Origin of the sequence: Nostoc flagelliforme FACHB-838 (assembly GCF_014698065.1) — a bacterium.
In the GTDB taxonomy this organism is placed as follows: domain Bacteria; phylum Cyanobacteriota; class Cyanobacteriia; order Cyanobacteriales; family Nostocaceae; genus Nostoc; species Nostoc flagelliforme_B.
The window spans coordinates 13,969-26,945 of the sequence record NZ_JACJSI010000051.1 but is presented as its reverse complement, the minus strand read 5'-3'; the positions used below and the strand labels follow the sequence as shown (position 1 = coordinate 26,945).

Below are 12,977 nucleotides of genomic sequence, written 5' to 3'. Positions count from 1 at the left end.
CTCTGAGCTAAAATCTTAGAAATATGGGGGTTAATTTTAAGTTAGGTATGTTTTGGCTGCGCTTTCTTGGATCTGATGAATGATGACAAAAAGCTTTCAACCTAATTTGGCTAAGAGGATGTTTGATTGTTTTCGATAAAATAAAACATCTATTTTTTAAGGTGATACTTTTAATAATATTGTATAAATTAGTACATGATGTATTGCTTGATTTTTCCCTTAAACATTCGCGTCTGGATATGAACAGTGTATTCAGACTCTACTGCTAGGTCACGAACTTGTGGGTAACGTTGTAGAGGGGACTTTGAGGATGAAGGTCGTTCTGCAATAAAAATCTAAGCTTCTAGACAAAACTTGTATTTTCGACGACAGCCATTGTCGCAACAAAAGTGTCATGATTACCAAGATTATCCACGAAAGAGCAAGTTTTGTGGGCAGTTATTCTTTATGAATTGTTAATCTCTACTAGCTTTTTAAATAATTTACTGTAAAATGCTGGCTACAAACTACGGTAATCTGGTCAAGCTACCGTACAAAATACTCTTCTACTCTGATTAACATGCAAATTCTCTGGTTTATTCCTACTGGTTCTCATGACGGACGCTATTTAGGCACAGATATTGGCTCTCGTGTTGCCACACCTGATTATTTGCAGCAAATTGCCCAAGCTGTGGATAATTTAGGCTACACGGGCGCATTGTTACCCACAGGGAGTTCTTGTGAAGATGCTTGGATAACTGCCGCCGCTTTCATCTCTGTCACTAAGCAGATGAAATTTCTCGTAGCAATTCGTCCAGGAATTACTTCCCCAGGTGCTGCTGCCCGGATGGCAGCAACGTTTGACCGGATTTCTAAAGGAAGATTGTTAATTAATGTGGTGACAGGTGGAGATCCTGTGCAACTTGCTGGGGATGGCTTGCATCTTAATCATGACGATCGCTATGATTTAACCGATGAATTTCTCACAGTTTGGCGGGGTATCGTCAGTGGGGGAACAGTCGATTTTAAAGGAAACTACCTGGATATCAAAGGTAGTAAACTCCTATTTCCACCAGTTCAAAAACCCTATCCACCTTTGTGGTTTGGTGGTTCATCTGCTGCTGCCAAGCGGGTTGCTGCTAAACATATAGATGTTTACCTGACTTGGGGCGAACCTCCACAGCAAGTAGCCCAAAAGATTGCCGAAGTTAGGCGACTGGCGGCTGAACAAGGTAGAACAGTGCGTTTTGGGATTCGCTTGCACGTAATTGTGCGAGAAACAGAGTCAGCTGCTTGGGATGCTGCCAATGAGCTAATTAAGTATGTGGATGAGGATGCGATCGCAAAAGCTCAGAAAGACTTGGCTAGTTCTGATTCTGAAGGACAGCGACGCATGAGTCAATTACATAGTGGTAGTCGAAAAACCTTAGAAATTAGCCCCAACCTCTGGACAGGAATTGGATTGGTGCGAGGTGGTGCTGGTACAGCCCTAGTTGGAGATCCCGACACCATTGTTGCTAGGATGCTGGAATATTGCAATTTGGGCATAGAAACCTTCGTGTTTTCTGGATATCCTCATTTAGAAGAAGCATATCGCACTGCTGAATTATTATTTCCACGCCTACCTTTGCAGAGTGAACCTGCACCTTTAACCCCACCAGCCTTGAGTACTGTTAGCGAAATCGTCACTAATGAGAAACTTGCTAAACAACTAACAAGTGCCTCATGACTAATTGATAATTCGTAATGACGCTTGATCGCTCGCTAACGCTACCGCTTCTCTACGAGACGCTGTTCGCGTTCGCTAACGTAATTTGTAATTAAAGAGAAAATTACAAATTATGTTGACGAAGCTTCTAGACTTATCCTTTGGAACAATCTAAAAACCAGAATTCAATGACTATTACTTTTAAACACACCAAACGCAACAACAATAATATATCTTTGAGCGAGGTGTTAGAAAACCCACAAATCGAGAAAATAGTTCCTTTAATTGTTCCTGTTTTAGTACTAGTACTTTGGGAACTTTCTTCCAGAACTGGTTTGCTCTCAACCAGAATTTTACCAGCCACTAGTGGCATCATCGCTACAGCGATTGAACTAGCCTCCACCGGAGAACTTTTTCAACATGTAGGAATTAGTGCTGGGCGGGGAATATCTGGTTTTATAGTTGGTGGTAGTATTGGCTTCGATTTAGGATTACTCAATGGCTTTTCTCGTATAGCAGAAAAGTTATTGGATGGTTCTCTGCAAATGCTCCGCACTATACCCAATTTGGCATTAATTCTGCTAATTATTCTCTTGTTTGGTATTGGCGATCAAGCTAGGTTATTTCTAGTGTCTATGAGTGTATTTTTTTCGATATATCTTAATACATTTCATGGCATTCGCAGTGTTGCCCCAATAGTGAAATTAATCTTACTCGATCATCTCATTGCAGATATTGAGCCACACCTACCATCTAATATAGATGTTGTAGAAGTGGATAGTGAAGGGAATCTCGATGGTGATGCTAGTGATGCAGAAGTTTATGTCAACGGATTTTACCTGAAAACCTCTACCACCGGAAAGTCTTTTATGGTCGTTACCGAACGCCTTTATCACACCCCATTGTTCCGCCTTGTAGCCACGGCTGAAAGAGCGCATAGCACAACTCTTTATCGACAATCTTAAACGCTACCAAACCGATCAGCCCTTGCGGAATGTCGTAGACAAGCAAGCTGGATACTAAAATATTGGGCACTTGTACTGAGCAAACGCGAACAGCATCTCGTAGAGAAGTATTGGGCATTGAAAAGAGGGAGAGGGAAGGATGCAGAGAAGAGGAATATTCCTCCTGCCCCCTGCTGCCCTTCTTTTTCCCCAATCTCCAACTACTTGACATTCAGCACCGACTTCCCCAATGACTGGCAAATAACATCATTTTGCGGTGTATGGATACGGCTACACAGAACGTCACGGTAGTGTCGCTCTAAAGGATTCTTTTTTGATAAACCAGGATTACCTATTAGTTCTAAGGCAATCTCCACAGCACGAATTGAATTAGTTGTGGTGAGATATTTAACAGCTTGTGCCTGTAATCCTACGTTAGGTTCATACTTGCCCTTGTCAATATCTTGAGCTAAGCTGTAAATTAATCTATTGTTAGCGAACAGCAGTGCTTCTATCTCACCCACAGCAGTTTGGAAGCGTGGCAGAGTTGCCAGTGGTTCTTTGAGATTAGAAGGCGATCGCTCCCAAAGATATTTAGCAAGCCAGTCTCGCGCACTAGTAGCAACACCAAGATATAAAGCACTGACTGTCAAACTGCCCCAAGTAGAAATCAACGGATCAAAGGATGGCGCAGCAGATATGGGGCTGATATTTAGAGCATACTCTGAGGGAATGAATACATTCTCTAAAATTAAATCATGGCTGCCCGTAGCTCTCATTCCCAAGTGATCCCAAGTTTCGACAATTCGCAAACCTGGCAGATCGCGCGGAACCAAAAAACTTCCAACTTGTGGTTCATCCTCAGTTGTCCGTGCCCATACAACAAAGTAGCTGAGGATAGGACTGCCCGTGGTGTACTGCTTATGTCCTGTTAAACGCCAGCCTTCTGTTGTTCGTTCGGCAATTGTAGCAGGTAATCCGCCTCTAGCTGGCGTTCCTAACTCTGGTTCAACACGGGCAGCATTTAGCAAAGATATGCCTTCGATTGATTCACGACACAGCCGCTTATATACTTCTGGATGCCAGTGACGGCTACGAGCCGCATGAGCATGTTGAAGATAGTGCATTGTTAATACTAACGCGGTTGAAGCATCGCCACGCGCTATCCCTTCAATCACCTGACAGATTGTTGACAGCCCCAAACACTGGCCACCGAATTCACGCGGGATGGTGAGGTTGAGCAATTCTGCGTCATGCAAGGCTGTAAAATTCTCGAAGGGAAAGGAACCATCTTTGTCGTGCCCCCCTGCACGGGTGGCAAAGTCCTTGGCCAAAGCCTCAACCCGGTCGTAAATATTGGGTAGAGTTTCTAAGCCTTTGGCTACAAAGGTGTCTGGCACTGCTTGCTCCAACTGTGACATAAATATTCCTTCACAACTCACTTGACTACTTAATCAAAGATGTTTTTCAATATATAGCGTTTCTCGCTTATGTGAGGTAAACCCGTAGGGGCACGGCATGCTCCCTACACCTTGCGATATAATTTTGTACTGCATCTGAATGGAAGCCGCTATAAAAGCATCTCAAGTTTGCAAAGAACATCAATTTTTTGCATGACGGAAGTCTTGCCTCACTCTGATAACCTGTAGAGGTCTTGATTCCCCACTTCCTCATCTGCCTCTGCCTCTGTCAACAGATAATTTCTTTTGGTGAACTGTATTGCTTTTAATAAACGTCAAATATACTACTTAAAATCGGTCGAAATTTAGTAAATAAGTTATTTGTGCAAGTATGACACAAACAGCTTTCAAGAGCAAGCCAACCAGAGGATTTAGCGATCGCTCCACAGTTTAACGAATCGCTAAATTCGCCTCAATTATAGATGTTCTAGTAGACTAATATGCAGCAACAGCATTACTGATTTGAAGAAAGGTAACGCTGTTTGTTTTTAGAGAATTTCCTACGTTTAACTAAATTTATAATTTCACACTTTGGTCAGGGCAATGGCTCTAGAATCATTACTAAATTTATACATTTAATATTTTACTTAATAGCATCGCAATTTTAAAGTTTTCAAAGACTAACTTGCAATTTATTGTCATTTTTGAACTAGAGACTCATTTGAGCACGACGAATATTTCTCAACTTAACCAAGCTGTAATACGTATCGTTGCCATACCCTTGCATGGTGAAAATCCTATGGTTGCGGTAATTTAATCAGATGTGTTGTCGATCACAGTGTTAACGTGTTTGATGTCACTGCTAATTCAAATAACTTAGTATACTGCTTAAAGAAACAATGTGCGTCTTCATAATTACCATCATGGTATGTCGCCTAGCTGTTTAAAGATTTAATGTATAAATGGGGTTTAAATATATTTTTTTGTTAAAAGTTATCTAGTAGGCGATTTTTTAAACAATTTACATTAAGAAAGTCCTAAATTCTTCAAATTTCGACTTAAGCAGTGTAAGCTAATTGTAACCTAATGAGGTAAATATGCTGTTAGTCGAGCCTATTTTAATCACTTGCATTTATTACACGATAGGAGGTATAATACAAACGTTAAATGAGTTGCTAGATGTTCCATTAAAAATAATGGATACACACCACTGGGAAGGATTCGCTCTCGAATCTTCCAACTCCTCTTAGGCAGTCTTTGTCTAAGTAAAATTTTGCTTTATTAGCAAAATATCCAAAAATTATGATGTGCTTTTATAGTTTTTATAGCCCTATCCTTCCTGTAGCCTAACCAAAGCTAGGTTTTTAGTGATAGAGGTTGCTTTTCTTGCGACTGAGGCTATCCCGGCAACTCTCCCCTAGACTCGCAAAACCCTAGGGGAATAACACCGGGCGTTAATTGCACATTGTGTAAGTCTATGATTAACCAACAAGGTTAATCATAAGTGTAGTTATGTTCTTTTTGCTGTCAGGCTTTGGTCACACAACTACAATAGACTGCGTTTAATCATCATTTACAACTCAATGCAATTTATACAATTATGTCACACCATTTTAGTGAAGACAAGGCTATTAATAAAGTTTTGAATGTATTAAATCATTCTATTATGTTTTTTTCCAAGTCAGGTCTTCTTTAAAATCTGAAAGCCAATTTTCAGCTAGGATATATTCTTTCCGAATCAATAATTCTGGAAAAATTTTCAATAGTTGGTGATTGACAACCCAAATAATTCCCATAACTATTACTGCACCTAGACAATTTGGATTTGATAATAATTTTTCTTAATCATCAATTACGGACACTGCTGATTATCGAAATGTGCCAGCCATACATATTCGTGCCGAGTCTGTTGATGTAATTAGTTGATGTTTAACTTAAATTCTAGCCAAGCAAAGGTCTAGCTCAATATCTTGACATTCACATTAGTGATTGTCACAATCAAAAACTTGGTAGAACTAGTAGGGCTGTCCACCAAATAAAAAATACCTTGTATGTAAAAGAGAGATAGTAACTACAATGTTCTTTCCTCACAACAATACTTCAAAGAAGTTTATAGTTTCTCCGGTGAAAATACGGTATTCAATAATATTTTTAATTAATTTTTGAATCTGATTCAGGCTAATAACTAAATTTTGTTGTGGAGCTGAGAAAATGCCACCAGTGCTTTTTGAACGAAATGTAAGTGAAAGACTGTTGTACACCTTAGGTGTAAAGCTTTCAGAAAAAGAATTACAAAACTTTTTGGCACAAATGGAGATTGTAGAGCCACCAGTAGCAAAGGAGTTCTGGCAATCTGCACAGACTAGTCCTGGTATCTATATTATTCTTACAGGTAAAGTCCGACTGTTGGATAGCTCTGAAAATTTAATTACTACCTTTGGTGCATGGTCTTTTTTCGGCGAATTGACTCTGTTTCCCGAAGCTAACTTTAGTCCTTATGTAGTCAGAGCTTCGACAAGCTTAAAACTTGGCTATTTCAGGCAAGAAGCATTGCAGACGTTGATAGACAAGTATCCTAACATTCGCGATCGCCTTTTTGCCCGTGCAGAACTTTGGGATTTGTTGTTGTTATGTCGCCAAATCTCACAATTTCCGTGCCACACATCACAAGTTCCAGGAATGCTCAAAGCTTTATCTCTGTTTGAGCGACACGAGTTAGACACTGGCTCTGTAAGTCCAAAAATATCTCAAGATTCACAATTATGGCTATTGTACAAAGGACATCTGCGGCATTCTCAAGGCCATTCTTTGACAACAGGCACAATTTTTGCCCAACCAAAACAAGGAGATTGGCAAGCAACACAACCAACGATTGCTTACATTCTGAAAAACGATCAGATGCAAACAGCACTAGAATACTTCCCAGAATTGGGGGAGTGGGCTTTGGCCATGAACGTCAGCGAAACGGGATTAGAGACTGAGGACTGGGGAGTGGGGACTAGAGAAAAAACTTTCCCATCTCCAAAATCTAAAATTATTCCTTTTCCGCAAAGAGAGAAGCAGTCACAACAACAGCCAAAAAAGTCGCGTTTGTACTTTCCCAGCCCGAAAGTTCAAATAGGGCATTGGTGGAAACGCATCACCAAAACCTATCCCTTCTATGCCCAACAAAGTACAGCCGATTGTGGCTCTGCTTGCTTGGTGATGATTGGTAACTATTGGGGCAAACATTTTAATATCAATCGCCTGCGGGATATGACCAATGTCAGCCGCAACGGTGCATCTCTGAAGGCGATGGCAGCAACAGCAGAAAACCTGGGTTTTGCCAGCCGTCCAGTGAAAGCCAGTCTTGATAAATTAGCAGAACAACCTTTACCTGCAATTGTCCACTGGGATGGTAAACATTTTATTGTTGTCTATGAAATCACCAAAAAGCGGGTGATTGTATGTGACCCAGAGATTGGCCAACGCAACCTGACAAGAGCTGAATTTCAAGCCGGTTGGAGTGGTTATGCATTGTTACTGGAACCTACAGCCCTACTCAAAAATGCTAAAGACGAAAGTAGAAGCTTTTGGAAATTTTTTGAGTTAATCAAACCTCACTATCGAACACTGCTAGAAATTTTTATAGCTTCGGTGGTAATTCAATTATTTGGGCTGGTAACGCCAATATTTACCCAGTTGTTGCTCGACAGAGTACTTGTGCAACGTAGTGTTCCAACCTTAAACGCTATTGGTTTGGGAATGATTGTTTTTGGGTTGTTTGGTGTTGCTGTAAATGGTGTAAGGCAATATCTATTATTTCATACTGCTAACCGCATTAGCATTGCCTTACTCGTAGGCTTTATCAAACATACCTTCCGTTTACCCCTTGCTTATTTTGAGTCGCGTTACGTTGGGGATATAGTCTCTCGCATCCAAGAAAACCAGAAAATTCAACAATTCCTTACTGGTCAAACACTATCCATAGTGTTGGATATGCTGACATTAGTAGTTTATCTAGCCTTGATGTTCTCCTATAGCTGGCGGATGGCATTATTCGTGCTGTGTACTGTACCGCCATTTTTTATCTTGGCGCTGGCTAGCACAAGTATTTTGCGCCGTATCTCTAGAGAGATTTTTAATGCAGGTGCTAAAGAAAATAGCTATCTCATAGAATCCTTAAATGGAATTCGTACTGTCCGCTCATTAGCAATTGAACAGACAGTGCGTTGGCATTGGGAGGAACTGCTGAATGATGTAATCAAAAAAGAATTTAATGCTCAAATAATTGGCAACCGCCTGCAAATTATCAGTGGTGTCATCCAAACTTTTGTGAATACTTCATTGCTGTGGTATGGAGCAACCCAGGTAATTAATGGCGAACTGACTATTGGACAATTAGTTGCTTTCAATATGTTGGTGGGTAACGTCTTAGATCCTTTTCAGCGACTGGCTCTGCTGTGGAATGAATTACAGGAAATTGTGATTTCTACCGAACGCATTAATGATGTGTTGGAAGCAAAACCAGAAGAAGACCTAGAAACTAAACCTCGCAAGCCGTTGGGTAAGCTTCGCGGTAACATTTGTTTCCAGAATGTTACCTTTCGTTATCACTCAGAAAGTGAGACTAACGTATTAGAAAATCTCAACTTTGAAATTAAGCCAGAACAGATGGTTGCAGTGGTGGGGCGCAGCGGTTCTGGAAAAACAACCCTGAGTAAGTTGATTTTGGGTTTATACCCGCCGACAGATGGCAAAGTACTTATTGATAGTTCTGATATAACTACTCTTTCCTTGCGATCGCTCCGTTCTCAAGTCGGCGTTGTCGACCAAGATACTTTTCTGTTTGGTGGGACTATTCGGGAAAACATTACGATCGCTTATCCAAATGCTTCTTCAGAAGAAATTATCCAAGCAGCAAAATATGCTGGAGCCGATGAATTTATTCAAAAACTACCGATGGGTTACGAATCCGAAATTGGTGAAAGCGGTGGTATGCTCTCTGGTGGACAACGCCAACGCCTAGCTATTGCTCGTGCTTTGCTCGGAAATCCTCGGTTATTACTGTTTGATGAAGCCACTAGTCACCTAGATTCGGAATCAGAACGAATTATTCAAAACAACCTCAAAACAATTCTTAAAGGACGCACAAGTGTAATTATTGCCCATCGCCTCTCTACAGTCCGCAACGCTGACTTAATCCTGGTTTTAGACCAAGGCGTTTTAGTAGAAAGCGGTACTCATGACGAATTAATCGCTAAAAAAGGTCATTATTACTATCTGAATCAACAACAACTGGCTCAAGTTAGTTGAGGTTGGGCATGGGGCATTGGGCATTGATTATTTCTCCCTTATCTTCAGCCCCCATTCCCCAGTTCCCAGTCCCCAGTGATTATCGGAAATAAAACCATGCCAAATCCCAATAGATCATCGCCACTTCCCCAAGATGAGCAAGATAAGTATCAAGGTTACACACAGCAAGAGGAATCAGTAGAATTTGACGAGCAGACAGAGGCAGAAAATGACAGTCAAGATTTGTACTACGGTACAGAAGGATTGCTCAATGCCTTACCTCAAATTTGGACTCGTGGTTTGTTGTATGTGCTCATTGGCTTTACTGGTCTATTCTTGCCTTGGGCAACACTCTCGAAAGTAGATGAAACTGGTAGCGCCAGAGGACGTATAGAACCTAAAGGTGCAACTCAAAAATTAGACGCTCAAGCTGGTGGGAGTGTCAAAGCAGTTACGGTCAGAGAAGGAGATACAGTTAGAGCCGGCCAAGTTTTACTGGAACTGGATTCTGAACTGCTGCAAACGGAATTGCAACAAGTCCAGAGCAAATTGCAAGGGCTACAAAATCGGCAATCTCAACTGGAATTGCTGAAAAATCAACTCTTAATGTCAACTAGCTTGTTAGAGCAACAAAATAAATCCCAAGAATTAGAAAAAATGGCTCAAGTTAACCAGGTGCAGCAAGACCTGGATGCGAAACTGAGTAGCTATAACCTCCAAAAGTTAGAAAAGCAATCATTAGTTAAGCAAGCAGAGCAGCAGATTGACACCAGTCGTGAAGATCAGGAATCGGCTAAAGCCCGTTTGAGTATAGATTCTAAGCAAGTTGAACGCTTTAGCAAGCTGGTTAACGATGGCGCGGTTTCTGCAACCCAAGTTGATCAACTCAAAAAAGAAGAGCAAGAAAGCAAACGACTCTATAACAAGTCTGTATCAGATATTAAACAAGCTCAATTGCGCTTGGCGGAAGAGATAAATCGTTACCAAGTAACTATCAAAACGTTGGAGTCTGATATCAAACAAGCAAAACTCCGACTCCAAGAAGAACAAAGTAGCTATAAAAGTGTCATGCAAGCCGGAAAACTGGGTGTCATGAAAAATCAGGAGCAGCTAAAAGACATACAGGCACAAATAACAGCAACACAATCAGAAATCGCTCAGACTAAAAGCCAGCTTATATCTACAAGGTTGCAAATTCAGCAACGAGTGGTGCGATCGCCAATTAATGGAGTGATTTTTGAATTACCCACCACTAAGCCAGGAGCAGTGGTACAAGTCGGTCAAAGGATTGCCCAAATCGCACCGAAGCAAGCAGAGTTTGTACTTAGAGCAAATATGCCTAATCAAGATAGCGGTTTCTTGAAGGTAGGAATGCCAGTAAAAGTCAAGTTTGATGCCTATCCTTTCCAAGAGTATGGCATTGTGCAAGGTAAAGTTGCTTGGATCTCTCCTGACTCGAAAATTACCCAAACATCCCAAGGCAACATCGAAAACTATGAATTAGAAATCACCTTAGACCAGCAGTATGTGCAAAGTGGCAACAAACGTATTTTATTAGGTGCCGGACAGACAGCAAATGCTGAAGTCATCATTCGTCAACGGCGGGTAATTGACTTTGTTTTAGATCCGTTTAAGAAACTGCAAAAAGGCGGTTTAGAGATGTAGTGAAAGCGAGGAAATAAAACAAGGAAGAGAAGAGGAATAATCAATGCCCTATACCCAATTCCCAATTCCCTTAATTATTGGAGATATCGTGTTATGCCCCATAATCTGACCATTTCCACTTCAGATATCATTCACAGTCTTAAACTCTCCTGTCAGATACCTGATGTGGTCAAAGCGATCGCATCGCAAAGCATTATTACCGAAGCAGCTAAAGCGGCAGGAATTACAGTCACACCAGAAGAACTACAGCAAGAAGGAGATGACTTACGGTTTGCCAAGAAGCTTGTTAAAGCTAAAGACACCTGGGCATGGCTAGAAAAACACCATTTGTCTGTGGATCAGTTTGAAGAATTAGCTTACAACAACATCCTTGCGCGGAAGTTAGCCAATCATCTGTTTTCCAATCAACTCGAAAAACACTTTTATGAACACCAGCTACATTATGTCGCTGCTGTTACCTACGAAGTCATCTTCGAGGAGCGAGACTTGGCTTTAGAGTTTTTTTATGCCCTAGAAGAAGGCGAAATCAATTTTCCAGACATTGCTCGTCTGTATATTTCAGAACCAGAAGCCAGACGCGCTTATGGATACCAAGGACTTCGATACCGCAAAGATTTTCGTCCAGAGATTGCCGCTGCTGTATTTGCTGCTGCACCACCACAAGCTCTCAAACCGATTACGACTCCCAAGGGAGTGCATTTAATTTGGGTGGAAGAAGTCATTCAACCCCAATTAGATGAACAGTTGCGCCAAAAAATCATTACAGAATCCTTTTCTGATTGGTTAAAGCAAGAAATCAACACGATGAAAATAGTTGTTCAACTAGACTCAGACGAAGCGCAGGAGGAATTACTAGATATCTTATTGCCCAAGACTAAATAATTTATGAAATTTGAAGTGTTTTTTCGCTAACTACCCTCCCTGGCTTAGGGTAGATATCTCTAGCATTGAAAAATGTTTTAGATGGAGATTTTTTACTTAAAAATTTAATAGTCTTTCTTTTTTAGTGTTTTGTGAATATATCTACAAAATGCTATTTTGGCGTTATAAAAAATTAAACTAAATCGCTAAAACTCTTGCTAGGCAGTAATAATTAAAGTTATTGCTTTATTTTGCAACATAATTTTATTTAACTTAAATTAAGGCTATAGTATGATAAATACAAACTTAAATACATCAGTTTTTTTAATCAGAAAATAGTAAAAAAAGCATTGACTTTTCTGAGCAATAAAGTATATTAAGTATATAGCCGACGAAAACAAGTTGGTTACACCAAAAATCCCCAACAACAGTTACAAACTTTAGGAGAACTCAAATGATTATTTCTGATCTTAACTACTTAGAAAATACCTCTGAAGAAATTATTGTTGGTGGTGGTAATACACCAGCAAAACCAAACAATGCGCCTAAGACTGTAAAATTTAAATCCTTTGCATCAGCACAAGCACTCGCTAGTGCATTAGGACTAAAGACTGAAGCTCTAACCGCTACTGCCACCGCTACCGGAGAAGGTTTTGCTGAATCTGCTTCAGCATCCCAATCTAGCTCTAGTAACTAGTAATAATTAAACTCTACTCACAAAAAGTACTAACTTTTGCAAGTAGAGTTAGGCTCGAAAGCCTAGTATATTGATAAATTGCCGAAGGTTCTTTGCTCATTTGAGCCTTCGGCTTTTACCCAAAATACATTCTTTGATCCCAAATAACTGTTTTCGCAATAAATTTTTACAAAGTTTATTGCTCAAGCTAGTTTAAAGTCTTTGCTGTTTGCCCGCCCTGAATTAAAACTCTGGGCTAATAATTATAAGTGAAGCGCTTTACCGTAGCCTTAATCCTCTCGTAAGCCCCCGAAAGGTAGAGAAGGGCAGAATTCTTTTTAATTAAGTTTGGTTAAGTAATCAAGCAGACATGATGTCAATCGATTTTCAGCAAATTCAGTTATAAGTTTCAAAAGCTTAAGTTCCTTGCAGATATAGGAACAAAAGATATATCAGACATCTCCAAAAAA

8 protein-coding genes are annotated in these 12,977 nt (G+C 40.3%); 6 read left to right on the top strand and 2 right to left on the bottom strand.

From position 1 onward, the window contains the following. Nucleotides 1–559 precede the first annotated feature (559 nt). Nucleotides 560–1,708, top strand: a complete 1,149-nt coding sequence (gene ssuD, locus H6G97_RS22200) for an FMNH2-dependent alkanesulfonate monooxygenase (protein ID WP_190942838.1) — start codon at nucleotides 560–562, stop codon at nucleotides 1,706–1,708. 167 nt (nucleotides 1,709–1,875) lie between these two features. After that, on the top strand, nucleotides 1,876–2,652 hold the full coding sequence (locus tag H6G97_RS52785) for an ABC transporter permease (protein ID WP_242055089.1): 777 nt from the start codon (nucleotides 1,876–1,878) through the stop codon (nucleotides 2,650–2,652). A gap of 200 nt (nucleotides 2,653–2,852) precedes the next feature. Here the strand turns inward: H6G97_RS52785 and H6G97_RS22190 are convergent, their stop codons facing one another. Then, nucleotides 2,853–4,052: an acyl-CoA dehydrogenase family protein gene (locus tag H6G97_RS22190; RefSeq protein ID WP_190942837.1), complete on the bottom strand. Its 1,200-nt coding sequence runs from the start codon at nucleotides 4,050–4,052 to the stop codon at nucleotides 2,853–2,855. A gap of 1,643 nt (nucleotides 4,053–5,695) precedes the next feature. Then, complete coding sequence (locus H6G97_RS54835) at nucleotides 5,696–5,827, bottom strand: hypothetical protein (protein ID WP_277883316.1); 132 nt, start codon at nucleotides 5,825–5,827, stop codon at nucleotides 5,696–5,698. Between the two features lie 415 nt (nucleotides 5,828–6,242). Here H6G97_RS54835 and H6G97_RS22185 point away from each other — a divergent pair, with 415 nt between their 5' ends. From H6G97_RS22185 to H6G97_RS22170, 4 genes are all read left to right on the top strand, one after another. Further along, nucleotides 6,243–9,326, top strand: coding sequence for a peptidase domain-containing ABC transporter (locus H6G97_RS22185; protein WP_190942836.1), 3,084 nt, complete (start codon nucleotides 6,243–6,245; stop codon nucleotides 9,324–9,326). A 96-nt stretch (nucleotides 9,327–9,422) separates the two neighbouring features. Next, nucleotides 9,423–10,970 carry a beta-barrel domain-containing protein gene (locus H6G97_RS22180; protein ID WP_190942835.1) on the top strand — a complete coding sequence of 516 codons (1,548 nt, stop codon included), beginning with the start codon at nucleotides 9,423–9,425 and terminating at the stop codon, nucleotides 10,968–10,970. A gap of 93 nt (nucleotides 10,971–11,063) precedes the next feature. Beyond that, nucleotides 11,064–11,852: a peptidylprolyl isomerase gene (locus H6G97_RS22175; protein ID WP_190942834.1), complete on the top strand. Its 789-nt coding sequence runs from the start codon at nucleotides 11,064–11,066 to the stop codon at nucleotides 11,850–11,852. Between the two features lie 433 nt (nucleotides 11,853–12,285). Further along, nucleotides 12,286–12,528, top strand: a complete 243-nt coding sequence (locus H6G97_RS22170) for a hypothetical protein (RefSeq protein ID WP_190942833.1) — start codon at nucleotides 12,286–12,288, stop codon at nucleotides 12,526–12,528. Nucleotides 12,529–12,977 lie beyond the last annotated feature (449 nt).